Annotated in this window: 21 protein-coding genes; 12 read left to right on the top strand and 9 right to left on the bottom strand. The window is 43.7% G+C overall.

Features of this window, described 5'->3' with window-relative positions; translation table 11 throughout:
* Window positions 1–1,230, bottom strand: a 1,230-nt coding sequence (locus ACT3SX_RS02375; protein ID WP_444761670.1) for an L-lactate permease, incomplete at its 3' end; no start/stop codon positions are given.
* Window positions 1,231–1,527: 297 nt separating this feature from the next.
* Here ACT3SX_RS02375 and ACT3SX_RS02370 point away from each other — a divergent pair.
* Complete coding sequence (locus ACT3SX_RS02370; protein ID WP_192520183.1) at window positions 1,528–2,433, top strand: LysR family transcriptional regulator; 906 nt, start codon at window positions 1,528–1,530, stop codon at window positions 2,431–2,433.
* A gap of 165 nt (window positions 2,434–2,598) precedes the next feature.
* On the opposite strand, the gene ACT3SX_RS02365 is transcribed toward ACT3SX_RS02370, so the two are convergent.
* Complete coding sequence (locus tag ACT3SX_RS02365; RefSeq protein WP_318779548.1) at window positions 2,599–3,567, bottom strand: LysR family transcriptional regulator; 969 nt, start codon at window positions 3,565–3,567, stop codon at window positions 2,599–2,601.
* 121 nt (window positions 3,568–3,688) lie between these two features.
* On the opposite strand from ACT3SX_RS02365, the gene ACT3SX_RS02360 reads away from it, so the two are divergent.
* The 4 genes from ACT3SX_RS02360 (at window position 3,689) to nfsB (ending at window position 8,011) form a co-directional block, all read left to right on the top strand.
* Window positions 3,689–4,645, top strand: a complete 957-nt coding sequence (locus tag ACT3SX_RS02360; protein WP_225739265.1) for a hypothetical protein — start codon at window positions 3,689–3,691, stop codon at window positions 4,643–4,645.
* 394 nt (window positions 4,646–5,039) lie between these two features.
* Window positions 5,040–5,930, top strand: coding sequence for an SDR family NAD(P)-dependent oxidoreductase (locus ACT3SX_RS02355; protein WP_192520182.1), 891 nt, complete (start codon window positions 5,040–5,042; stop codon window positions 5,928–5,930).
* Between the two features lie 157 nt (window positions 5,931–6,087).
* Window positions 6,088–7,149 (top strand): zinc-binding alcohol dehydrogenase family protein, encoded by a 1,062-nt coding sequence (locus ACT3SX_RS02350; protein ID WP_192992459.1) that lies wholly within the window; start codon window positions 6,088–6,090, stop codon window positions 7,147–7,149.
* A 205-nt stretch (window positions 7,150–7,354) separates the two neighbouring features.
* Window positions 7,355–8,011, top strand: coding sequence for an oxygen-insensitive NAD(P)H nitroreductase (gene nfsB / locus ACT3SX_RS02345; RefSeq protein ID WP_192520180.1), 657 nt, complete (start codon window positions 7,355–7,357; stop codon window positions 8,009–8,011).
* 383 nt (window positions 8,012–8,394) lie between these two features.
* Here the strand turns inward: nfsB and ACT3SX_RS02340 are convergent, their stop codons facing one another.
* On the bottom strand, window positions 8,395–9,534 hold the full coding sequence (locus ACT3SX_RS02340) for a M14 family metallopeptidase (protein WP_192520179.1): 1,140 nt from the start codon (window positions 9,532–9,534) through the stop codon (window positions 8,395–8,397).
* A 107-nt stretch (window positions 9,535–9,641) separates the two neighbouring features.
* Here ACT3SX_RS02340 and ACT3SX_RS02335 point away from each other — a divergent pair, with 107 nt between their 5' ends.
* Window positions 9,642–10,142, top strand: coding sequence for a BCCT family transporter (locus ACT3SX_RS02335; protein ID WP_413038462.1), 501 nt, complete (start codon window positions 9,642–9,644; stop codon window positions 10,140–10,142).
* 732 nt (window positions 10,143–10,874) lie between these two features.
* Here ACT3SX_RS02335 and ACT3SX_RS02330 read toward each other — a convergent pair.
* Window positions 10,875–11,627 (bottom strand): IS30 family transposase, encoded by a 753-nt coding sequence (locus tag ACT3SX_RS02330; RefSeq protein WP_444761669.1) that lies wholly within the window; start codon window positions 11,625–11,627, stop codon window positions 10,875–10,877.
* 745 nt (window positions 11,628–12,372) lie between these two features.
* Here ACT3SX_RS02330 and ACT3SX_RS02325 point away from each other — a divergent pair.
* On the top strand, window positions 12,373–13,356 hold the full coding sequence (locus tag ACT3SX_RS02325; protein WP_444519058.1) for a formylglycine-generating enzyme family protein: 984 nt from the start codon (window positions 12,373–12,375) through the stop codon (window positions 13,354–13,356).
* A gap of 32 nt (window positions 13,357–13,388) precedes the next feature.
* On the opposite strand, the gene ACT3SX_RS02320 is transcribed toward ACT3SX_RS02325, so the two are convergent.
* Both ACT3SX_RS02320 and ACT3SX_RS02315 read right to left on the bottom strand, forming a co-directional pair.
* Complete coding sequence (locus ACT3SX_RS02320; RefSeq protein WP_192520641.1) at window positions 13,389–14,528, bottom strand: MFS transporter; 1,140 nt, start codon at window positions 14,526–14,528, stop codon at window positions 13,389–13,391.
* A gap of 66 nt (window positions 14,529–14,594) precedes the next feature.
* Entirely contained in the window at window positions 14,595–15,791 is a 1,197-nt protein-coding gene (locus ACT3SX_RS02315; RefSeq protein WP_225739326.1) for an MFS transporter, read from the bottom strand.
* 159 nt (window positions 15,792–15,950) lie between these two features.
* Between ACT3SX_RS02315 and ACT3SX_RS02310 the strand changes: the two genes are divergently transcribed.
* A complete protein-coding gene (locus tag ACT3SX_RS02310) occupies window positions 15,951–16,862 on the top strand; it encodes a LysR family transcriptional regulator (protein WP_192992380.1) in 912 nt (303 codons plus the stop codon).
* A gap of 265 nt (window positions 16,863–17,127) precedes the next feature.
* Here ACT3SX_RS02310 and fhuB read toward each other — a convergent pair whose 3' ends face one another.
* From fhuB to ACT3SX_RS02295, 3 genes are all read right to left on the bottom strand, one after another.
* Window positions 17,128–19,119 (bottom strand): Fe(3+)-hydroxamate ABC transporter permease FhuB, encoded by a 1,992-nt coding sequence (gene fhuB / locus ACT3SX_RS02305; RefSeq protein WP_192992381.1) that lies wholly within the window; start codon window positions 19,117–19,119, stop codon window positions 17,128–17,130.
* Window positions 19,116–20,150, bottom strand: coding sequence for an ABC transporter substrate-binding protein (locus ACT3SX_RS02300; protein ID WP_225739213.1), 1,035 nt, complete (start codon window positions 20,148–20,150; stop codon window positions 19,116–19,118). Before ACT3SX_RS02300 ends, fhuB begins: the two co-directional genes overlap by 4 nt.
* A gap of 65 nt (window positions 20,151–20,215) precedes the next feature.
* Window positions 20,216–20,980, bottom strand: a complete 765-nt coding sequence (locus ACT3SX_RS02295) for an ABC transporter ATP-binding protein (RefSeq protein ID WP_192519775.1) — start codon at window positions 20,978–20,980, stop codon at window positions 20,216–20,218.
* A gap of 158 nt (window positions 20,981–21,138) precedes the next feature.
* Between ACT3SX_RS02295 and ACT3SX_RS02290 the strand changes: the two genes are divergently transcribed.
* The 4 genes from ACT3SX_RS02290 to ACT3SX_RS02275 all read left to right on the top strand — a co-directional run bounded on the left by ACT3SX_RS02290 (window position 21,139) and on the right by ACT3SX_RS02275 (window position 26,145).
* Entirely contained in the window at window positions 21,139–22,317 is a 1,179-nt protein-coding gene (locus tag ACT3SX_RS02290; protein ID WP_192992382.1) for a siderophore-interacting protein, read from the top strand.
* Between the two features lie 75 nt (window positions 22,318–22,392).
* Complete coding sequence (locus ACT3SX_RS02285) at window positions 22,393–22,764, top strand: DUF3817 domain-containing protein (RefSeq protein WP_413038455.1); 372 nt, start codon at window positions 22,393–22,395, stop codon at window positions 22,762–22,764.
* A gap of 290 nt (window positions 22,765–23,054) precedes the next feature.
* A complete protein-coding gene (locus ACT3SX_RS02280) occupies window positions 23,055–23,561 on the top strand; it encodes a hypothetical protein (protein WP_192519773.1) in 507 nt (168 codons plus the stop codon).
* Between the two features lie 313 nt (window positions 23,562–23,874).
* A complete protein-coding gene (locus ACT3SX_RS02275) occupies window positions 23,875–26,145 on the top strand; it encodes a TonB-dependent receptor (protein ID WP_192519772.1) in 2,271 nt (756 codons plus the stop codon).
* Window positions 26,146–26,394 lie beyond the last annotated feature (249 nt).

Genomic DNA, 26,394 nt, shown 5'->3' with positions numbered 1-26,394 from the left:
TACAGTCTTGCTTGACTCTTTGAGCGCACTATTTAGTGCACTACCTGGTTTTTTGGTTTGGAAAAAAGCGGCAACCAAAGCACTGATTAACAACAACCCACCAGGTAAATATAAAGGATTAAAACCAGCGCTAATATCTGCCTCGCCTAATACTGACGTAAAGTCCAACGTTACACTGTTTAGTAAAGATTCAAATTCAGAAAATATTCTTGAGCAGACCAGTAACAATGCAACCAACAAATATGGGAACCACGCCATAGCTGCTGACATCTTTTTGTCATCTGAACTTGGTGTCAAATCTTCCTTACTAACGACTAATTTACCAAGCCATTCGCTTGGCCAGTTTTTTTGCGGTTCAAAATCCCATGTGGTTTTTGGAACTAAGAATCCACGTTTTGCCGCATTAACAACGATGGCGACACTAACCAAACCACCGACCAGTGATGGAAACTCTGGTCCTAAAAAGATACCAGTTAAAGTATAAGGAAGCGTAAATGCCAAACCTGCAAAAATAGCAAACGGCCAAATCTCAAAGCCTTCCTTCCAGCTTTTGTTTTTACCAAAAAATCGAGTCAGCATCATTACCATAAAGAGTGGCATAAATGTACCAATGACACCGTGAAGAATGGCCACTTGACTAGTAATCAGTTGTAAGAAGTCACTCCACTCTAGCCCTTGCTGAGCCAGCTGAGTGCTGATAGCAGCCGTATCCAAACCTTTGTTTACCCCAATAACGATAGGCGTACCGACCGCGCCAAATGATACAGGCGTACTTTGTATCATCATTCCCATTAGCACGGCACCTAGCGCCGGAAAGCCTATCGCTACCAGTAAAGGCGCAGCAATAGCAGCGGCTGTACCAAAACCTGCTGCACCCTCAAGGAAGCAGCCAAAGCACCATGCAATAATAATAGCTTGTACACGTCTATCTGGCGATACATTGGTAAAGCCAGATCGAATAACGGCAATAGCACCCGTGTGTTTTAAGGTATTCAGTAAGAAAATAGCGCCAAAAACGATCCACAATACTGAGACGGTGATGATCGTTCCCTGAATGATCGATGAAGATACTCGAGTGAACGTCATATCCCATACGAAAAGAGCAAGTGCAGCGGTAACAGCTAAGATAATTGGCATTGTTTTTTTGGCTGACCATTGCAAACCAATCAACAAAATGCCACAAAGAATGATTGGCAATAATGCCAGGAGCCCATACATTGTCTGATTCAAAATCATATCCTTTTTATTGTGTAATCTTCCTTGAATGAAGCCATCTAAATTTTCATTTTAACGACTACATTACGACTGGGGCTTGTTAAATATTTACAGTAAGTATCCTTACTTATCAAAGCATTCTATCGATCCAAATCAAAACCGCTACGCTACAACCAGCGCTATGGTCGAATACTTAGTAATATCTAGGATATTCTACGCTTTGTTCATAAATTGATATATTGTCTCAAAAGATAATATTATTTTCTTTTTTTGATATAATCTCAAATATATTACGCCAATTGGGGAACAAGTATGACTAAAGCTGACGATATGGTCTTATTCGTTCAGGTTGTTGAGGAAGGGTCGTTTTCGAGAGTCGCTGAAAAACTATCATTAACCAACTCAGTAGTCAGTAAACGTATAGCAAGACTAGAAGAAAGCTTGAGCGTGCAACTGCTCTATAGAACCACCAGAAAATTAAGCTTAACCGACGCGGGTAAAATGCTTTATAACAAAGCAAAAATTGCCAAACTTGCCTTTCAAGAAGCCGAAAATGCCGTAACAGGTTACGGTGAGGATATGAAAGGTAAAATACGTATCACCATGCCTGTCGTGTCTGCTAGCTTGGTGCTGAGTAAATCTATTGCCGAATTTTGCAAAAAGCACCCTGAGATATCGGTCGATTTACACATTAGCAATGAATTGGTTGACTTGATAGAAGAAGGATTCGATCTAGCAATAAGAACTGCTGAGCTCGAAGATTCGTCACTCATCGCAAGGCGGCTGTTAGACAGTCAATGGATAATATGTGCCACACCAAGCTATTTAAAGAAAAATGGTCATCCACAAACTCCAGAACAACTACAAAGCCATGAGTGTTTGATGTATAAGTTTGATAATACATCCAATGACATATGGCCGTTGTATGTAGATGGCACAGAGCAGCTACTCCCCGTAAATGGTCGGTTTAACAGTAACCATTTGAGCGCCATTAAACGTGCTTTACTTAGTGATTTAGGCATCGCTTTTTTACCACAGGCACTGGTTTATGAAGAGTTACAGCAAAATACGCTGACGCAAATCTTGCAAGACTTTACCCGAAAAAAAATGGGGATGTATGCGGTTTATCCTAAGGCAAGACAACCCGATCAAAAGTTAAAACTGCTCGTTGAGCATTTGCGACAATCATTACAGCAAAAACAGGCTTATTACTGCTAGGTAGAAGCTAAGCCTATACGTTATTAAAAAGCTTTTAAAGCTATGAGTGATGTAACTTTAAAGGCTTTTTACTTGCGTATTCATAACTGCTTCCTATTTTCCTTGTTTGACGGCAATTTATCTCATTTTTATCACCATTTTTGAAATGAAGACACGCCCTAGCAATCAAGGTGTTGCCAGCACCTTTGCGACCCGCTCGATTAGATATTCTTTAACCGCATTAAATAGCGGATCTATCAAGCGCCGTTCTGGGCAGATCAAATACAGCGGATAATTAGCGACTTGCCAGCCACCTACTGCTACCTCAACGAGCCTGCCTGCTTTTAAATCTGCGGCTATATCTAATTGTGATTTAAGGGCAATCCCCTGACCTGCCACAGCCCAACGCCTTACTACATCGCCATCTTTACTGCGCCGATTACCAGCCACGGCCACACGCTTGGTTTTACCGTCTTTCTCAAACGTCCATTCGCTCAAGTATTTTTCATCGTGACCCAAACACAGGCAATTATGCTGAGTTAAGTCGTTTGGTGTTTTTGGCATCCCAATACCCTGCTCAACTTTTTGTAAATACGCAGGCGCGGCACACAGCACAGGCCGGTTATTCAGCACAATGGGCAGCGCCACTAATGACGAGTCTTTGGGCGCGCCATAACGTAATGCCAAATCAATCTGCTGACCATATAAATCGACATAACTGTCTGACATATGTAGTTGCACCGTCACTTTGGGGTGAATCTGCATAAAGTCATCTAACCATGGTAGCACTAGGTTTCTGCCCAAATCGGATGAGGCAGACAACCGAAGCGTGCCTGTTAAGTCGGCATCATTATCATGCAGCCCTGCATAAGCGTTGTCTAAAATGGCCACGGCATCTCGGCAATGCTTTAAATATTGCTCACCTTTGCTGGTTAAACGCAACCTGCGGGTTGAGCGCACAAACAACACGGTTTCAATCTCGGCCTCTAAGCGTTTTACTGCCGCACTCACCACAGCGGGCGACAAATCTAAATGCCGCGCACAGGCAGACAAACTGCCCAAGCGTGCTGTTTCAATAAAAATACGTAAATCTTGCAAATTTTTCATCACATCCTCGCTTCCATCAAAGTGGCGCGTAAAACCAGTTGCTGCCACTCAATTGCGCATCATTATATAAAAATTATTGAAACTGTTTCGTTAAACGGCCTGATTATCAAACCAATCAATTATAGTAACATGTGCCTATAAGATTTATAAACCTATCTGGACACTTATTATGAATACGATAAAACAGCCTATGAGCACACATAACACTCAACCATATGCCTTACCAACCCCACTACAGCAGGCGCGTAACCTAGTGCTACCCTCAAAAAAAAATATGCTACGGCGTGCGCCATCGGTAGCGGCTTTTTGGCAGCAAAACAGCCCTTTACTAGAGCAAGCCTGGGTAGAATGGGAAACCACAGAGCAGCATCTGCCAATGCTTGATGAGACTTTATTTGACCCAAGCCTACGTGCGGCTGTCGCACAAGCATGGCAAACACCCTCTACCGAGATGGCCGTTAAAGATTTGTGGCAAGAGATCTTACCAAACGTTTACCAAGGGCAGTTGTTTGACCCTGCACAGCTGCACCAATTGCGCGGCTATTTGCAAGCGGTTTCAGATACCAACATTCCGATACGACCTCCTTATGGCATTGCGTTAAACCGCAATGGCGCGATGCTTGATGCCCGCTCACAAGGCTATTTGGCGGCACCACATTTTCAGGCATTTTATAGCAACCTGATGAACCGCTATATGCGCCCAATCGCGCGCTTATTGTTTGCCAATATTTATGGTTACGACACCCAAACCTTTGGGTTTTCGATTCAGTATCAGCCAACGGGCGATACCGCGCTACAGCTCCATACCGATGCATCGGCGGTGACCATGAATATCAATTTAAATTTGATAGATGAGCCGTTTACTGGGTCAGAGGTTGATTTTGTTGATCGGCAGTTGGGACAAACCAAACGTGCCATTTTTAAACCTGGTATGGCGATTATCCACCGAGGCGCCGTCCCGCATGCAGCGCACCCTATTACCAGCGGCCAGCGTACCAATATGCTGCTATGGCTGTATGGCGATAACATGCAAGTACCGCGCGGTGGGGCGGCCAATACCAGTATTAATGCCCAGCAGCGCTGGAGCATACCGCATAGCCAGCCCGATAGCGTGTCGCCATTTTAACCATGACCCTATATGTCAATCTAGAGTCAGAGTGGTATATAGGGTCATCTTAGGGCAGGGCATCTGGCGTGGCTAGTGGGTTAATATCTCGATATTACAGTCAAAATATCCTAAAAACGCTACGGTATTGCTGATATCGATTTTTTGTAGCCTCTGCCTGCGTAGACACAGCAAGCGAGAAAAAGTGATATCAGCGATGCATGGTGTATTGATATTACTTTTCACTGACCATATCTGTACTATTTTCAAAAAAATATTGAAAGTGTTTGTAGTGGCCGCTACTGGTGACCATACGCAAACTTTATTACTATTGTTAATGATGATAAATAACGATGACGGCTAACAAAGACGTATCAGCCATTCGGCTTCACTATTACAAGAATAAGGATAAAAAATGAAAAAGAACATCTTAATCACTGGTAGTACCGATGGCATTGGTAAGTTGGCCGCCATTAAATTGGCACAATTGGGGCACAACGTGTACCTACATGGCAGAGACGCCCATAAACTGGCGGCGGTAATTGCTGAGGTAAAAGCGGTGGCGACTCAATCTAATCAACAAGTAGACGTGGATGGTTTTGTGGCAGATTTTGCTAAGCTGACCGATGTTAAAAGCATGGCAGACGCTGTTATAAATAAATTCACTGCGACAGGCTTGCACTTAGATGTGCTAATCAATAACGCAGGCGTATTTAAAGTCGCCAACACCCAAACTGAGGCAGGGTTTGATGTGCGCTTTGTGGTCAATTACTTTGCGCCGTACCTACTCACCCAAGCATTGCTACCATTGATGAGTACACCTCAAGCATCAAGCAATGCTTCTAATTCTGACAACCATTTACCTGCCCGTATTGTGAATTTAAGCTCGGCGGCGCAGCAAGCGGTATCGCAACCGGCCTTGGCTGGGCAATGCAGGCTGAGCGACCAAGACGCCTATGCACAAAGCAAACTGGCACTAACCATGTGGAGCATGGCACTGGCAGAACAAGTGGCTGCCAAAAATATCAACGTGGTTGCCGTGAACCCCGGCTCATTGCTCAATACCCGTATGGCAAATGACGCTTACGGACAACACTGGTCATCTGCCGATAAAGGCGCAGGTATTTTAGTGGCCTTAGCCGTGGCCGATGAGTTTGCAACCGAGACAGCCCAATATTTTGATAATGATATTAGAGGCGAGCACGGCGATGCACGCGGCGAGTTTGGTAAACCGCATAGCGATGCCTTTAACACAGCGGCCACCACCACGCTATTACAGCACACTCAAAAAATACTAACGGCCTAAAGGTATCTGCTCAATCATATATCCGTATGTTAATGAGCACTAGCTTAATTAGCATTAACTTGGTCAGCACTACTTAGTCGCACTACTTAGCTAGCACAAGCATTGGCATCAAAAAAATTATATTCATATCACAACCAACACATTTAGGACACCCACTATGAAAGCAATTGGTTATCAGCACAACTTACCCATCAGCAACGAGCTGGCATTACAAGACATTACTATCGACAAACCGGTGGCATCGGGCCGTGATATTTTGGTCGAGATAAAAGCCATTTCAGTCAATCCGGTTGATTACAAAATCCGTGAATCAAGACCAGCCGCAGAGAGTGAGTTCGCGATTATTGGGTGGGATGCCGCAGGTGTGGTGACGGCCGTGGGCGACGAAGTGAGCTTATTTTCCGTGGGCGACCATGTGTATTACGCAGGTGATTTGACCCGCTCAGGCAGTAACGCCGAGTACCAACTGGTTGATGAGCGTATTGTGGGACGTATGCCAGAATCACTTTCATTCTCTGAAGCAGCGGCTCTCCCCTTAACCACCATCACAGCGTGGGAGATGTTGTTTGATCGTTTACAAGTGCCCGTTACTCTCAGCCAAGATTCTGATGAGAGCTCAGCACAACAGACAGAGAATCGCCCAACAGTTTTAGTGGTCGGTGCTGCAGGCGGCGTGGGCTCAATCATGACGCAGCTGCTCAAAACCCGAACCAACGCATTAATTATTGGCACAGCATCCCGCAGTGAAAGCGTTAAATGGTTAAAAACGCTAGGCGCAGATCATGTAATTAATCATCGTAACCCATTGTCAGATGAGCTGAACAAAATCGGCATTACCGAAGTAGATTACGTGGTGAGCTTAAACAACACCGAAGAACATTTTGATGAAATCATTAAATGCTTAAAACCACGAGGCAAACTGGGACTGATAGATGACCCCAACACCTTAAATGTGAATGCCTTAAAACTAAAAAGCATAAGCCTACATTGGGAGTTTATGTATACCCGCTCGATGTTTACCACACCCGACATGATAGAGCAGCATCATTTGTTAAATGAGGTGGCCACCTTAATTGATGCAGACAAGCTAAAAACCACCGTGGCTCACGAGCTTGGCACCATCACGGCTAAAAACGTGCGACGCGCCCACCAAATGCTAGAAGATAGAGCCGCGCACGGAAAAATTGTACTAGAAGGCTGGCCTGATACCGCCGAGTAGCCTGTTTTGCATAGCTGATACCAACTTTATATATAGTCGACCCACTATAAAATAAATATAGCGGTACGGGTTACATTTTGCGCCGCCTCTGTCTGCGTAGGCACAGCAAGCAAGAAAAATGTAACCCATATCGCGTAGTTATACCTCTTTTATTTAGGATTGACTATACCTAACCGTCATTAACCAACCGCATTCAAGGATTATTATGAAAACCATTAATGAAGCCCTAAACTGGCGTTACAGCACCAAAGTATTTGACCCAAGCAAAAAAATTGCTGATGAAGACTTTGCGCAAATCAAAAACCTATTACAAATGAGTCCATCAAGTACCAATATTCAGCCATGGAGCTTTGTGATTGCAGATGATGACGCAGGCAAAGCACGTATTGCTAAAAGCACTCAAGGCGCCTTTCATTTCAATACCCCTAAAGTAGTAGATGCCTCACACGTAGTGGTATTTTGCACACGTATCCACGCCGATGATGAATACATGCAGGCAGTGCTAACAAAAGAAGATGAAGATGGCCGTTATGCGCAGCCAGAATTCAAAACACAAATGCACCAAGCACGCCAAATGTTTTTAGACATTCATAGATATGATGTAAAAGATGAGCCACATTGGCTGGCCAAACAGGTATACCTAAACATGGGCTCGGTACTGTTGGGCGCGGCGCTATTAGGAATTGATACCGTACCCATGGAAGGTGTTGATTTACAAGCGCTGGATGAAGAGTTTGACCTGCGTAGCAAAGGTTATTCTGCGGTGGCGGTTATATCATTTGGTTACCGCAATCATGACGATTTTAATGCCGAGATACCCAAATCACGCTTGGGTGAAGAAGCGATTTTCACTAAGGCTTAATCATTAATCAAAGTAAGCGTAAACATGATATAGTCAGTCCTAAATAAAAGAGGCACAACCACAAATACGGGTTACATTTTTCTTGCTTTCTGTGCCTACGCAGACAGAGGCGGCTCAAAATGTAACCCGTATCGCTGTATTTGTTTTATAGTGGATCGACTATAAGCCAATACATTTTTTATGGTATTGGCCGTCTTTAATCTGAGCACTAGTAAACGGTCAATAAGCACAATTTTAATATTGGTATTGGCCGTTTGGTTTTTTATCGTTAGGAGTCTGATTTAACGGTGTTATTTTAGACCTAAAAATGCCATCACTATCGTTGTCATAGTAGTGGCATTGCACTGATAAAAACTTTGGACTTCACTCTTACTTAAATAAAACTAACGTAAATCATCTACCACGGCAAGCATAGCCACTAACGAGGCTTCCCCCAATTTAGCAGAGCGCTCTGGTGACCAGCCCATCTCCTTATCAGGCAGATTATCATTGTCTTTGAATGGCATCTCTAACGTATTAGCAAGACAATCAAAATGCTCAGCCACCCAGTGGGTTGCTATCGTCATATTGGCCGTGCTTGGTGCATCAATCTCATAGCCAATTTCAGACTGAAAGTCGGCACTTGCCAATTTCAATATCTCTGAGAATCTATCACGTAGACCAGCGAGACGGTCGCTATAGCTTGGAATGCCTTGCGATCCAGCAAGGAATACATACGGCAGTGCTTCGTCGCCATGCACGTCATAAAACAGATCAACGCCGGTTTCTTTCATTTTATTAATGACATGAAATACTTCAGGGCTTTTCTCTAAGCTTGGGCTTTCCCACTCACGGTTTAAATTGGTTCCCACCGCGTTAGTACGTAAGTGTCCACGCACGCTGCCGTCAGGGTTCATATTGGGCACAATATAAACGTTCGCTTTATCCAATAACGACTTAGACGTGGGATTATCGCTGTCTAATAAAGCATATAACAAACCTTCGACCAACCACTCTGCCATCGTCTCACCTGGATGCTGACGGGCGGTAATCCATATGTTGCGTTTATTCGCATCACTATTGCTATCATCATTGCTGATTTTAACCAAGGTCAGTTCGCGCTTATCAAGCGTTTCGCCTAAATGCTCTAGCATTACCAATGGGTGCGTTTGTACTGCTGCCAATAAATCTTGGTGACGCTCATAGCTGTAAGGAGCAAAATAAGCAATTTGAATGGTTTCGCATTCCAGCTCTGCCATGATGGTTAATTTGCCTTCTTTATAAGAGGTTGGCAAACGAAACCACTGCTGACGATCATACGAAGCGACTGCTTGATAACTCTCCCACCCTTCTAGATAAGATGCCTCTCCTGCATTCATGATATTGAGAACATACTGCTCTCCTATCTGACCAGACAGACGAAAGTTAAACCACTGAAAAAACTCACCGCCAATGTCTGGACGAATGGCTAATTGAATGTCTTTTTTATCATCTAGGTTAATAACCTCGATATTACCTGCATCAAAATTAGCAGTAATGTGCATAATCGCTCCTTAATTCAGTTTTATAGTGGTGTCTTACAGAGTAGTAATGAGAGTACTTGATAATTTACTTATGTCTTTACGACCTCAAATCGCGTATCAGCTGGTTAGTGACTAACGCTGTGAATACTGAACCGACTACAGGTGCGTTGCTGTTATCACTGTTTGTAGTCATATGCCTAGCCATCACCTCTGCTCTATCAGGCGTTGGTCGCGGGGTAAAATGGCTCAGTAATATCAATATGATATTATCATTCTTACTACTAGGATTCTTCTTAATTTTTGGCGCTTCTATGTTTGCCCTAGAAATGCTGGACAAAGGTATTTTTTCTTATATCCTCCATGTACCCGTAATGGTCTTTACTGTTTGGGATCCTAATACTGAACTTGGTAGCTGGCAAACCAGTTGGTCTATATTTTACTGGGCATGGTGGATTGCATTTGCACCATTCGTTGGTATGTTCTTAGCGCGTATCTCCAAAACTCGTTCCATTCGTGAATTTGAGTTGATTGGTATTATTGCCCCTAGCCTAACGCTATTTTTCTGGTTTTCTTTTCATTTATTATTAGGGCTTGTTGAACATTCAAATATTAGGGCTGCTGATTGCTAAAATTGCACCAAACTAGGCGCAAGCCGACGATAATGTCGAGACCTTAACGAGGATTGCAATAACGTTTGGGGTGATTTTAGCATCAGCCTTGAGAACGGATCCAGCAAAGCACTGCTTTGCCCGTTTGCAAGGCGAGAGCTATGCTCGAGTGGAGGGCAATACTCTTTTTTGCCAATACATGGCGAAATTGTTTAACCTAGAATGACTAGGCATCAAAAATTTCACTGCATATTGTCTAAAAAATAGTGACTGCCAGCACCATATTTGAATGTTCAACACGCCCTATATTAATGGCGATTAGCCTACTAAAAGTAAGGCTGATGATAATTGAATAAAGATAATATGATTTTGCTAGCCCAGATTTATCTTGACTCACTACCGCAGTACAGATAGTGTTTATAAACGGCCTTTAGTTAAACCTTATTTAGACCATTAGCACACCTTTCTCTGCAGTTGCATTAAAGCAAGTCCCACCAACACCACATGCTAGGGCATGTCCTCAATTCAATCGATAGTTATCTAAATAGGTTAAAAATAGCTAAATCTTGCCAAACGGCGTCAAATAGCTGACTAATATCTCGATATTATCTGCTCTATTTTCCTTGTTTTACGGCAATTTATCTCATTTTTATCACCATTTTTAAAATGAGGACACGCCCTAATATTTAACAAATTATTATTCGGAAAAATATAAAGGATTAACAAACTTAGATTAACACACCAAGTGCAACGCTAATTAATATTATAGAACGCCTGCATAGGCGTCTTAAACCCTAATCGTTTTCTTGGTCTGTTGTTTAATTTGTTCTCAATGTCCTGCATCTCATCATCAGAGACTTGTCTAAAGTCACAACCCTTAGGCAAGTACTCTCTGATAAGGCCGTTGGTATTTTCGTTGGTTCCTCGCTGCCATGACGCATAAGCATCGGCAAAGAAGAAAGGGCTAAAGAGCTTTTGTTTCACCTTCTTATGCTGAGCAAACTCTTTACCATTGTCAGAGGTAATGGTCTTAACCTGCAACCTCACTGGCGCTAAGAGTTCTATCATTGCCTCTGATACTTGCTGTGCTGTTTTATGACCCACACGCTTCATCTTCAATAGCCCCGTTTTACGTTCAACGAGCGTGACAATCGCTTGCTTGTGATGCTGATTATCACGCCAAATATAGCGATAAATGCTCATATGACTGATACCAGCATGAACGCCAGATATTTGCTCAGGACGCAAGTTCTCTTTAAGCTTGTCTGTCACCCATGCCCAGAGGTCAGTCACAATAGTTGTGGCGTTGTTAGCCCGTCTGTCACAAGCCTTGTTATTAGCATGCTTTGCTCGGTAACCTCGTAGGCTTTTATTGCGTCTAAGCTCTCTTGATATGGTACTGGGACTTCTGTTTAACGCCCTCGCTATAAAATTAATACTATGTTTTGCCCCTTTAAGGGCATAAATCTGGTATCGTTCACCTAGGCTTAGATGTGTATAGCTCATGGTTGCAATCTCACTTTGGTCGGTGGATAAAAACTTTGATGCTAGCGCATCTAGGTCTTTTTTTCACCTTGCATTTGGTATTGCACTTCATGTGTTAATCTAAGTTCCCATTACATTTGATTATGCTGTCAAAAGATACTTTTTCATTTTTAACGATAGTTGCCTTATCCTGCCCTAGTGGGTGTTCGGCACTCTCTAGTCTGCTATCATTTAGATCGTTAGTAGGAGAACTAACTGAACAGGAGACCAACATTATCGAAAAACATATAGATAGCGGTTTTAAAGCTTTTAACATTTAGAGAGCCTTTTCATGATCGAAGGTACGTTCAAATTTGTTGGATCCATAGTCGATTTGGTCTAGACCAGCCAGTACAAATAGGACGAGGCTGCCGTCAGTTGCAACCACACTTGACCAATGTAAGTAAGGATTATATGTGGCTTTTCTTACTTGGATACCTTTAGGCTAACTATTAAAGCCGGTATTCAAATACATACTGTATTTTATCGACTATATTCGATTTTTATTTATGGACCAAAGCAAGGCTATAGACGCCCAAATTTTATGCAGTATAACGTCTATCCGACTCTTCATTTTAGATAAGACTTGTCATATATAGAAATTTATCGCAATATATTGACCAGATTTTCGACTATTATCCAATTTTCAATATCTTTTAACCAAACGAAAACGGTTTAATATTGGATATTTTGCCTTATTTTTTATAACAGATAACTGCCTGCTTCTATGACTTTTAAACCCCTACTCCTATCTTTATTGATATCACCTTTATGCACTTTATCTGCCTGCGCCAACACGCCTGACACATCAGTAGACAACAATGGCGTACCCCAAACTCGTAGCGATCTAACCGATGCTGAACAAAAGCAGCTTGATGACTTTGTCGCTAAGCAAAAAGCCAATATGCGCTTTATTGAAGGCGGTAGTTATGAGATGGGCGACTTTGGGCCAAAGCTTGATTGGACTGGTGGCATGCCAATTTCTAGTAACGGAGATAATAAAACCTTGCATAAGGTAACACTTGATAGTTTTAGTATGAATGCGTACAAGGCAACTTATGGTGACTTCGATATCTATAGCATGGCGACAGGACAGCCAAAAGAAGGGATGCAAGAGTATGCAGAAAAAGTACGCCAACCCAATGCTGCTGCGGGTATCGACTGGCAAACAGCTCAGCACTATTGCCAGTGGCTTGGAGACGAGCTAAATGTATCGATGAATCTACCAACTGAGGCTCAGTGGGAGTATGCGGCTCGTAATCGTGGTCAGTATGTGCTATTTCCAACCGATACAGGAGATATAGACGATGGACGTAATATATGGACTTTTGAGCAAAAACAGGAGATAAGAAGTAAATATAATACTAGCCTTGCTGTGCCTATAGTAGGTCTATATCCGCCTAATCCGTTGGGATTATATGATATGACCAATCAGAACTATGAATGGATGAGTGACTGGTATGATGATAATTACTATGCTGAAAGTCCAGAACATAATCCGCAAGGTCCATTAACTGGTAAAGAAAAAGTACTACGCAGCGTAGAGGCAAATGAAGGCGATGCGAGCACCATTAAGTTGATAGGTGCTGTAAGCGTAAAACGTTGGCATAAAGTACCCAATCCGCCTCTTTTAGACAATGACGCTGAAATTAATCAGAATGGAGACACTTCTGCACGCTGCGTTGCTAACAGCCCACAGGCTATTAGCTGACCACCTTCTCTTTTACAACTATAAACGCTAACTCAGGCAGATTTGCCCCCTCTCATAAATAACACCCCACTAATAATGACGCTGCATACACTACATAGAATAAACACATTGTGCGCGCCGCCCGGCATATACTCCATAAATGATGTGAAGAACTGACCCGAAAACACTGCCATCGTAAAATACGATAGATTACGACCACGTACTTTGGCAGCGCTTAACTCTACTGTCATGTGGTTCAGTAGCGGAATACTAAAGCCAAAGCCAATGCCGATTAACAGCGCGCCTATTATTAATATCAAGGTGCTGGCTTGCGTAAAGCAAACATATGACAATGCAAATGCTAAGAATGCCAGCGCCAGTACTTTGGGCTCATTCAACCATTTGATTATTTTGGGCATAAAACCTGCGGTAACGACCGCCACCAAAGAGATAAAAGCCAGCAGCTGACCGATTTGTGATTCGTTGTAGCTAAGCTCATTCATAGTGATGGGCAATAACACGGTTGACGTAAAAAATATAGTCATCGCTAAGGTTGAGATAAGATACACATTTTTTAGAGTCAGACCGCTAATAATGGTTTTACTGTCGTCTTTTACTATCTGTGCATTCTCTGCTGTAGCTGCATGATTACGCGGTACAAACAGTAACAGCATGGCTAAAAACACCCACGCCACCAAATAAATCGATAGCGGTAAGGCCCAAAATTGTGACGCAAGTAAGCCACCCAAAAACAAGAAAATGACCCCGCCAAGCTCGATGGACATGCCTTGTTTAGCAATCATTTTTAGGCGTGCCTCTCCCTGATACCACGTAGAGATGAGTACCGTGCAGCTCGCCATGACGACCGCCGTGATACCACCCAATAGAAACCGATTGCTAAACACCTGCGCTGGCCCATGTAAAAAATAAGCACTGGCACCTACAAGCCCATACAAAGATAACCCGATGATCAAGAGTTTGTACGCGCCATATTTATCGATGAGCTTTCCTGCTAGTGGCGCAAACACCACCGCACCTAATGACGGTAAGGTAATTAGCAGCACACTGTTATCAGTAATACCCAAACCTGCCGAAATGCTAACCAAGCCGGGTGCCAGTAACGTGCCGACCATAATGGTCAAACTGGCAATACACAATAAGGTAAAACTACCTGCGGTTTTTAACTGGTTCATATATGTCCTTAGTCGATAAAAAATAACATCGATATCTATGTACTGATATAACTGTACTGATATCACTTATTTTTTGGCAAACGCATTAAATACGGCACTGATGATGATAAAGAGGATACTGACCATCACTACCCCTGGCCATTGGTACAAGGCAAATGCTTTGACACCCGCCATAGACCCCAATGCCCCACCTGTGTAATAACCCAGCATATAGATACCATTGATGCGGCTCTGAGCGGCGGGATCGATACTAAAGACCCGAACCTGATTGGCCACTTGTGCACTGAATACAGCAAAGTCGATTAAAATAATCCCGATAATCAGCGACACCAAATTACCTGCAAACAACCCTGTAATAGCAAAGCCTGTCGCTGCTAGTGTCAGTGCCATCATCACTAGCGTTTTAGAGCCCAATTTATTGACCCATTTGCCAGAGGATTTGGCCCCTATCACCCCTGCCAACGCAATCACACCAAATAGCCCTGCCTGCTGCGCATTGTAATTAAAAGGTGCCTCGCTGACATAAATCGCTAGCGTCGCCCACAGCACATTGAATGAGGCAAACCAAAATGCGCCTGCCAAAGTAAATTTTTGCAGGGATTTATGTTTTACAAATAGTGATAAGCTACTTTTGATAAGTGGAAAGTAACGCAGCGTGGTATGCGGTGTATTGGTTGGCAAAAACACCCGAAGCAGTACCCCAAAGACAGCGGCAAACGCCGCAGACATCACAAACACACTGCGCCAGCCAAGTTGCTCACCTACAAACCCACTTAAGGTTCTAGATAATAAAATACCAATGGTTAGCCCCATCATCAGCGTGCCAAGCGTTGCACCCTTGTTTTCAGGTGACACCATGGACGCAGCAAATGGAATGAGCTGCTGGGTAATATTGGCACTAACACCGATCAAAAATACGGATAGTAACAGTATAGGCAAACTTGGTGACACGGCAGCAAAACCGCATGCGGCTACTAATAAACAGGATAAGATACCAATCAAGCGTCTACGCGCAATAGAATCGCCCAATGGTGAGATAAATAGCAAAGCAAACGCATAACCAAACTGCGTCAATGCCGGAATACTGCCCAGTTGTGAGTCGGTCAAATCAAACTCAGCACCGATGAGCGGTAAAATAGGCTGGTTGTAATATAAGTTTGCCGCCGTTGCCGCAATGGCAGCGGTCATTAACAGCAGAATAAACCGGCTTAGTGATTGGCTCGACGACTGGCTTGATGGTTGGTTTAGTACAGGCTTATCCATTATTTTCTCAGCTTAATAAATCATGCCACCAGTATAGAGCTTAGCAATCAATAACAAAAATGATAGTATATGATTGAATCCATACAAATAATGTATAGATATAAAAGTTAAGACTGAACGATGAGCTGATAAGATAAATTGATAAAAGGTATGGCTAATATGGATATAAAAACACTCAAAAGCTTTATGGCAGTAGCCAAGCACCAGAGCTTTTCAGAAGCAGCGCGTGAGCTATATACGGTACAACCTGCCATCAGTCGTCAGATTTCATCATTAGAGACAGAATTGGGGGTTGTCCTGTTTAACCGTACTTCTCGTGAAGTGACTATCACGCCCGCTGGCGAGCAACTACTGAAAGACGGTGCTGTTATTTTAGCCTTAGCAGAACAAGCAAAGATACAAGTGAAGCGAGCACATGATGGACAAATAGGCACACTTAATATCGCGCATTTGAGCTCAGCTTGTTTGACCTTTATGACCACACTGGTACGCAGTTATAAAGAAAAATTTCCGCACGTACACGTCTCGTTGTTTGAGATGACGGTGACCGAACAGATAGAAGCATTTAATAATGACCGTATCGACATTGGGTTTTCGCGGCCATTACCGAGCGCCATTGCTGATGACTTTATCAGCCACAATATTTATATCGACAAATTGGTGGCAATTGTGAACCAAAGCCATGCTTTAGCCGACCGACAAACCATTGATTTAGTGCAATTAAAAGACGAAAAGTTTGTTATTTTTAACCGCGATGAAGCGCTTGGTCTATTTGATGAAACCATCACACTATGTAAGCAAGCTGGGTTTTCACCCAATATCATCAGCCAACCCAAGCATATGCAGACATTGGTGACCGAAGTGGCAGCAGGACTGGGCGTGGCGATTGCACCCTATTGCGTACGCAAACTATATAGTGATGGCTGTCATTTTATAGCGTTAAACCATGTCAGTACACAGGTTCCTGTGCATATTCAACATAAGCAAAATAACAACAGCGCGACGGTTGCTGCTTTTGTGGCAGTAGCATTGAGTGCGACAGATGACATACAACAAAGCATGGCATGTTAAACACATAAAAACCCCGTTTATCTGGTTTACAGAAAAACGGGGTTGGTTCTATAGTCAGTTCGATATAAAAGAGGTACGTTAAAAATAGCATTATGCTGGGATAAACTTTCCTCGCTTGCTGTGCACTTCGCACTCCAGAGGCTTCGCAAAATTTATCCCAGAAGCACTGTATCCTTTTTAAATTGAATCGACTATACTCATAGATTAGGTCACATTATCAGTGAACACTAAGCTGTCTGAAACGTTCTTATTCGCATAAAGACCATCAACTCGCAGATACAGGCACTTTGCGAATCAGCCATAAGAAATAAGCGCCACCAATAATCGCTGCTACCGTACCCGCAGGCAGCTCATAAGGAAAGATAACATAACGCCCAATCCAATCTGCTATCACCATCACCCCTGCACCGAGCAAAGCGGCCAATGGCAATTGACGTTCAAGTTTGGTCGCTCCCAGTGATGTTGCCAGATGCGGCACCATCAAACCAATAAAGCTAAGCGGCCCTACTGCAAGCGTACTGGCCGTACTCAGTGCGGCAACCAGTACTAACAGTGCCAGCGTCACAGGTGTGACCGCAACGCCCAAGTTACGAGCCACGCCCGTACCCAAGCCAAGGATACGCAATGGTTTTATCACCAGCAGACTAAGTGCAAACAAAATAACAGCAATACCAATAAGATACCAGACAGTGCTAGGTTGCGCGCTATAAGTGGTACCCGATAGCCAGCTAAGCATCGCCTCTAACCGTGGATCACCAGACAGCTTCACCATGTGCATCACCCCATCCATCATGGCAGCAATACCAATACCGACCAATAATAGATAGCCTGAGCTAACCCGGCGCGCCAGCCACATAACCAGTAGCAGCACCAGCATCGCACCAGACAGCCCTGAGATTAGCAGCGTGCCTGATCCTGCAGACAACCCCAAGCTAGGCAGCAGTAAAAACCCTAAGATAACGCCAAGCGCTGCGCCCGAGCTGACACCCAGCACTTCTGGACTCGCCATCGGGTTACGCGTGAGCGTTTGCAGTAGCACACCAGCGACGGCTAACATTAGACCCGTTGCTGCCGCACTTAAACTGCGAGGCAGACGATACTGCTCAGTAATTGCCCAATCGGTACTAAGCCCCCATCCATTCATGTCCTGAACAAACAAGCAGGCCAATGCAATGAGTGCCACCACACCAACACCCCAGCGCCATATCCCGACAGATACAGGCTTACCAGTGACCATCGGTGTTACCGTTTCTATCTGCTCACGGCGCTGACGAAGAATCAACCAAATAATCAATGGCGCACCAAGGATACCTGTCATCGCCCCTGCGGGAATCTGCATATCAAGTATCGGTTCGAGCAATAACGCAACATTACTGGTCAGCCATAATAGCAAGGCCCCTAGGACAAAAGCAGCTGCCAAACGTTTATTAATAGCAGAGATACCTAGCGCATTGACTAAGCTTGCTGCACCCAAACCGATAAAGCCAATCAGCCCAACTTCACTCACGACTAACGCTGTCACCACTGCCACGATGAGTACCACTAGCGCACGAATGCCATTGATAGGCACACCCAAACGCTTGGCTTGTAAATCATCCAAGCTCATTAAAGTCAGTGGTTTTAATAATGGCAAACAAACCGCCGCCATCACAACGGCCGTTATCGCTAACATCGTACTGGTATGCCAGCTGTTCTGTGCCAAAAACCCAGCCGCCCATGACATCATACCATTGCTGCGCTCAGCGAAAAACAGCACCAACACATTGGCGACTGCGGCAAGTAGAATATTGACCACCAAGCCTGCAAGTATCAATATTAATGGATTAAAACGACTGGGCGCTGACAACGCAAACACCAAGCCCATACTGATAATCGCACCGACAAAGGCAACATAAATACCACCATAGACTGCCAAACTTGGCAAAAACAAGGTCACGAGCAGTATGGCCAGTTGCGCGCCCACACCGACCCCTAAAGTAGTATCTGATGCCAATGGGTTTTTGACCAATTGCTGTAGTAGAATACTGACGACGCCTAACAAACCACCTGCCAACAACGCGACGATACTGGTTGCCACCAAATGCAGCTGTGTCGCCATACTACCGATATCTAACTGCGAGCTCGGTATCAGCAAATCACCAATAGGCCGCGTCCACTCCTGAGCAATTAACGCCCAGCCACTCCATAGTGACAGCACCATGAGCATGATCAGCATTACCCATAGTCGCCATGACTTATTAGCAGTATTTATACTCATGATGCGGCCCCGCCTTTCAGTGTGACTGCTGATAGATTATTGGCCAAGCTGACCAATGATGACATACCACCATAGATCCATACTGGTGGCAGCTCACCCACACAGCGCTCATTGCCATAACTCAAACGTTGCCAAATCAAACTGTCATCAATCTCAGCCCGTGTAATTGGACTCAGTGGGTTTATAATCAACAAACAAGTCTCATCATCTAACTGCGCCAAGTCTCCCATACGTATCGATACGAATCCCCACTGGTTACCCTTACCTAACACGTCAAGCTCTTTACCCATGCCCTTGAGCGCTGGTTGAAACAAACTGTTTGCCACGTACATACGCATATTATTGGCATCAACAAACTGTACCACGGCGAATTTCTTGACGTTTGGATAGCGCTGTTGCAGACGCGCACTAGCAAGGCTTATGTCTTTTTTGCTTTTGGCAATATAATCTTCGGCCAGTTTTGGTTCATGAATTAGCTCTCCTAGCTTACGAGTGGGCTCAGTATAATCTGCCCAATTGGCAATCTCTCCTTTGGCGGCGAACATAATAGACTCTGCAGGCACATCACCATAGAGGTTGCGAGCGTGTTGATAAAACGAGTTATCGACGACCAAATCGACAGGCAGCTGTGCGACTAGCTCGGCATTTGGTTGATAACGAATACCCAAATCAATCGTGCCGGATGGCAGTGCTGGCTTTCCTACCCATCTATCCCATACTCGGACATCTCCAGTCGCAATTGGAGGATAGCCCATTGCGGTCAAAGTTGCTGCGTTACCCCAGTCTGGTGAGACAATATTAATGTTCGTGTGAGTCGCGTCGGCTGCCTGAGCGTCTGTTTGAGCACTTTGTTGAACATCTTTTTGCTCAGTCACTGGTTCCTGACACGCGCTTAGCATGGTGGTCAATACCAAGCCTAAGACAAGAGACAAATTCTTTAGTGGCAACGTTAAGGAGTCTGGCGATAGGCGTTTGGTTGAGGGATTGATAGCATTTTTAGAGATGTTTTTTTTATAAAGAGCAGAAAACATAGTGGCCTATCTTTTGGGCAAATAAGGTGGAGTAAGCAAGTCAGAAAAATAAGACGCGCCAAACATTAGGCGATGGCGACAGGCTGCCCTGTTATAGGATGGCTGAGTAATTGCATATCGACATTAAAGATATTGTGTAGTATGTCTGGTTGCATGGTGCTTTTGATATCACCGTTATGACAGATACAGCCTTTTTTGAGGGCGATTACTCGATCGGCATACTGCGCAGCCAGATTGATGTCATGCACGATAATCACCACGCTTAAGCCCTGCTCATCGACCAAACGGCGAATCAGCTGAATGACTTCTAGCTGATAGTGCATATCTAGCGCAGCCAGTGGTTCATCGAGTAACAGATATCTCGTGTCCTGTGCCAGACACATAGCCAGCCAAACTCGCGCACGCTCTCCGCCTGACAATGTGGCGGTAATACGATCAGCGAATGCCTCCACCTGTGTGGTACGCATCGCTTCTGCAACTTTATCTTTGTCTACCTGGGTGGGCTTTTGTAGCCATTTTTGATGTGGGTAACGTCCTAACATCACTAGCTCACGTACCGTAAATCCAGCTGCCTCAGGCAATTGCTGCGGTAAATACGCCATTTGTCGCGCCAGCTCTTTACTACTGTAATCACTGATACTGCGCTCATCCAAATTGATACTACCGCTATTGCTCGCCATCTCGCCTGCTAATGCCTTGATCAAGGTTGACTTGCCTGAACCATTGTGTCCAACCAATGCCACCAATTGATTACTATCAATCTCACAGCTCACATTGTTTAGTAGAGTATTTCCTTGACGACTGATGGTCAGTTGGTTTGCACGTAACATAGAGACACTCGTTGTTAATGTTGTTAATTTAAATCATGGTATGTGTATTAGATAACCAATAAAAACCGATTTTACTCGTAAACCGTAATAAAAACAATTATCATTAACACAAAATATAATTCTTCTACTTCCATTCACTGTTGTTCGTGAGTATATATATGACCGATTCTATTTCATCAACTGCTACCATAAAACATCAAACCCACAGAAACAGCTACACCTCATTGAGTATTCCAGAACTGCCAAGCACCATTGCTCATATAAATGAAGAGCATTTTGACGAGTTACTGAGTTTTTTAAAAGCGTTCACTTTTCTAACTACTGAAGAGATGGATAATGCTGACATACAGTTGACTGACATTTATGCTGAAGGCGTCGCCATCTCAGTTATCGCTAAACCCAATGACTTAGAGGTTTCATCAAACACTCAAAATCATGTTATTAAAGACCCTAAAGTTTACATTGACTTTGCAGCACCCATCTCACAGCTTAGCGAGCTACAGACGCAATATATTTTGCTCAAACAACGCGCAGATAAGAAACTCGGTAAAAAAAGTATCAAGCTGACTAAACAAAAATTTATCGTACAAAACAGCTATCCCGTTAGTAAAAATATGCTGCGTCTGACCTTAACAGCACCAGAGATCAATCCGTCTAACTTGATACCTGTTAGTGAAGCAGGCTATGCCTATTTATTTGATTTAGAACATAACGTCACAAATGACAACGATCGTCCCTCACGATCTCATTGCTATTACACACTGAGAAAAGCATGGCAAACCTCGGATGGCATGCAAGCATGGGTTGATGTGTATCTGCATGGAGATACTTCTGGCGGTAATTGGGCACGTTCATTGCAACCAGGTAATAGCGTGATTAGTAAGCGTGAGTTCCCCGAAAAGGTGGAGCATCTGCGTAATGGTCAAGCATTGCTGATTGCTGATGAAACATCGATACCAACCGTGGCACGACTGCTCGAGCTTTGGGACAATCCTTTACCACCTTTAATCCTCTGCATTACTCAAGATGAAGATGATCAGGCTTATTTTGATGACGTTAAAATAGGCAATGATATCACCTCTGATACCGAAAATAATGTAGGGAGTGCTTTTACGGTATTGCCTTTAGTGACCGGTCAAGTAAATTCGGGACGTGAATTAGCCACATTGATTGACAGTACATTAGAAAGTTACTTATCCACTCACCCCTTAAAAATTGATAAAGTTTGGGGCGCACTCGAAGCAGGTACCGCTAAAGCACTACGTGGGTTACTAAGGGAGAGGTTCACATTAGAACGTACTGACTCGATTATAAAAGTCTATTGGCGTAAAAGCTAAACCTGTATCATAGCGATTGATAATCAAAGCCTTATTCGATTTATATGACATTAAAGATACCAAAAGGAAGATAAAGTGTCACAAGCTCAGACCACCAACCCCAATAGCAATGAAATAACTGGCCTTAGCAAATCACAAAACTTATCGTTAAAAATATTAACCATTGTCGGCTATCTAGAAGGTACCTCTTTTTTATTATTGATGGGCATAGCCATGCCACTTAAATATATGATGGGTATTCCTGAAGCAGTAAAGTATATCGGTATGACGCACGGTATATTGTTTATCACTTATATTCTGATACTACTGATTACGGTCAGTAGAATAAAAATGCCGCTATGGGCCCTGCCTGCAGGTGTACTGGGTTCATTTCTACCGTTCGGCCCTTTTATATTCGACCATTTTCTCAAAAAAAGTATAAGTAAGAATTTAAATAAAGAGACTTAACACCATTGTTTTAGGGCCTGTTTTTATTTTAACGGCAACCTTTACAATGAGTACGTACCCTCAATACAAATAACTAAAAACCCCCGATAACGCTTATATAAAAGTTATCGGGGGTTTTTGTTTTTACGGTCATAGGTTTATTCGTTCTTCAGAAGCGTTATTCCTTGTAAAAAGTAAGGTAATTACCGTAAAATAGTGTTTCTTATGAATATTGTTAATTTTTCTTTTTTAATTGTATTAAAAGCATATTATCAATTACTTTTTTGCCATGCCAGTGAACTGAACACACTATGACTGTAAAGCAGCCCAATAACATGCACCGATATTTGTTGTCGCCTGCAATGATGTGGACAGCTATACTATTGGCGTGTCTTGCATGGCTGTTACATACCACTCCTTTATTAACACCATTATGGAGTGACAATGCCAGCTTGGGTCATGGTATTTGTATTGAGCTTGCACCTGTTGTATCTGCTGCTCATAATCACAGTATGCACTCGCAGCATCATTCAGATGCATCGATGCTGGCACCCTCAGAGACAGCAGCACAATCGGCGGCAGTGGTAAATTCAAAGACCATCACGACCTCCAAACACGATACTCATCAACACAGTAGCTGTGACATATGTACTTCCATGTCAGCAGTAATTACTCCGCTTATCATCGAATCACCTGAATTTCATCCCATAGAAATCACCACTATCGTAGCGATGATACCGCAGACGATAAATGCCTACTATGCAACTGACTTCTTACGACCCTTCTCCCGCGCTCCACCATCTTTTTTGATGACTTAAATCAGTCACGACATAACCAATCATTATCAATCATCCAATAATCTTGTTGGTTGGTTCAGCATTGATTGTCTGCAACCTTGACGCGCTACTGAATAACCAAAGCAAACCTTTGGCTATTATAGTCACCCCTTATAAAAGTATTACTGCGTTAACCTCGCTTGAAGTATTTAATATACATCTACGCTAGGTTGCCTTGCATCACTTTTAAATTGAATCGACTATAGCGTTAATGATGCGTTATTTTTTATGACTGATAATCGAAAATACAATCTCCTTTATCACGTGTTTTTCAAAGTTTTCAGGACAGCATACTATGCGACATTCATTAAAAAGTACCACACCTACGCTAAAGCTGAGCGTTTTAGCAGTGGCGTTGTTTCAAATCAGTAGCGCATACGCGCACGATGGCGAAGATCATTCTAATGATGATATACCAATGGCTTACCTGCCAGCTATTACCGTGGAGGCAAGCGCGTCAGGCGCCAATAGTCTCGGTACATCTGCGACGCTTAATCAAAATGATATCAACCACCAGCAAGTAGCGACTAGCGATACTGCAACCATATTAACCAAAATCCCTGGTATTAATGTGCAAAGTGCAGGTGGCATCTCAAACCTACCAGTGATTAGAGGACTGGCTGATAACCGTCTGCGTATCTTAGTAGATGGTGTCGACTCAATCGCCTCCTGTCCAAACAGCATGAACTCACCACTATCCTACATCTCACCGAGTGCAGTCGAAGAAACCACTGTCTACGCAGGCGTCACACCCGTGAGTGTTGGTGGTAATAGTATCGGTGGCACCATTGTCGTAGAGTCAGCAGAGCCAACGTTTTCAGAAGACAGTACCGTTGTGACCTCAGGTGAAGTGGGTGCATTCTATCGCAGCAACGGCAATGGCTACGGCGCCAACGTTGAAACCACCATCGCTAATGACGTACTAAGCCTGTCGTATAAAGGCAGCTATGCAAAATCAGACAACTACGATGCTGGTGGTGACTTTAAAACTTATACTGATGCAAGTGGCAGCGGTCAAAGTTTGGCGAAAGATGAAGTTGGCTCGACTGCTTTTGAAAGCCAGACTCAGTCTGTCGATGTGGCTTATCAAAATGGAGATCATCTGCTACAAGGTACCTACCTATGGCAACACGTGCCAGAAGAGCTGTACCCAAACCAGCGTATGGACATGCTAGACAACCAGCTCGACAGAGTGAACCTGCGCTATAAAGGTGAGTTAAACTGGGGACAGTTAGAAGCACAGGCTTACCACGAAGACGTCGAACACTATATGAACTTTGGTGAGGACAAACAGTTCTTATATGGCACCGCTGCTGGCATGCCAATGTATACCGACAGTGAAACCATCGGTGCTAACCTTAAGGGTATCGTTGATTTAATTGACCAAGGTACGGTGACCCTAGGCGCTGAGTATCAAGACTATACACTCGATGACTTATGGCCCGCCTCTGGTACTGGTATGATGGCGCCTAATGAGTTTCAAAATATCAATAATGGCGAACGCGAACGTATCGGTGTTTATGCTGAGTGGGAAAAACAAATAGCACCAAAGTGGAACACACAGCTAGGTGCTCGTTACGAAAACGTACGTACCAGTGCTGATGAGGTCAGTGGCTACAACTCAATGATGATGACCAACCAAGGCCGCGATAGCGCCATCTTTAATGCCAGTGACCGTAGCACCACTGATAATAATATCGATGCCACTGCCATTGCACGCTACGATATGAGCGACAACAGCTCTATCGAATTTGGTGCTTCACACAAAGAGCGCACTCCTAGCCTATACGAGCGATATACATGGTCGACATGGGGCATGGCCTCTATCATGAATAACACTGTGGGTGATGGTAATGGCTATTTCGGTGATCCTGATCTAAAACCTGAAAAATCTAATACGCTATCCATGACATTTGACTGGCGCAGTGCTGATGATAACTGGGGTATCAAAGCGACACCTTATTACTCGCACATCGATGATTACGTTGATGCCGTACAGTGGGATTCAGCAAACAATACCGCTGCAACCACTCAAACCAGCGACCAATATAACGTGATGCGTTATACCAACCAAGATGCCAGAATATACGGTATCGACATCACAGCTGACCGCGACTTAACCTCTAATGCTTGGGGTGATTGGGGACTGGCTGGATCACTGAGCTACACCAACGGCAAAAATAAAGATACAGGTTCTCATCTTTACAATATCATGCCACTCAATGCCAGCATTGCGCTCAATCATGAAAACAATGACTGGAAAAACCAAGTTGAAGTGGTTGCTGTAGCCGCTAAAAACAAAGTATCAACGCCGCGTAATGAGGTTAAAACAGCAGGTTACGGTTTATTGAACCTGAGCACTGGCTATCAATGGGATGCGGTTAGCGTTGAGGCAGGTATTGATAATGTGTTGGACAAAAACTACGCATTGCCACTGGGCGGGTCTTATATGGGTCAAGGCAGAACCATGGGCATCAATAACGAGCTAACTACCGGATCCAACTGGGGCACTGCCGTACCTGGCGCAGGTCGTTCGTTTTATATGGGCATCAACTATAAGTTTTAGTTGATCAGTTTGAGCTGATACGAGCACAACCTTAATTGTAAAAAGCCGGACAAGATTAACTCGTCCGGCTTTTTTATGGATTTTTTCAAACGAACGAATCGCTAAAGATAGTCCAGCCATAGCAAAGCGTGTCATCAATTAGAATACACCTTCATCGATTTGACGCTGCTTGGCAAAATTTAGCCGCGTTTAGCCCAGTTAGAAGTCTGTCGTTTTATCTGAGAAGGTTCCCTAGCAAATTTGTACCTT

It is taken from the genome of Psychrobacter sp. AOP31-B2-9, assembly GCF_052378005.1.
Classification (GTDB): domain Bacteria; phylum Pseudomonadota; class Gammaproteobacteria; order Pseudomonadales; family Moraxellaceae; genus Psychrobacter.
The sequence above is the reverse complement of the archived record's forward strand: the minus strand, read 5'-3'. Positions and strand labels throughout refer to the sequence as shown.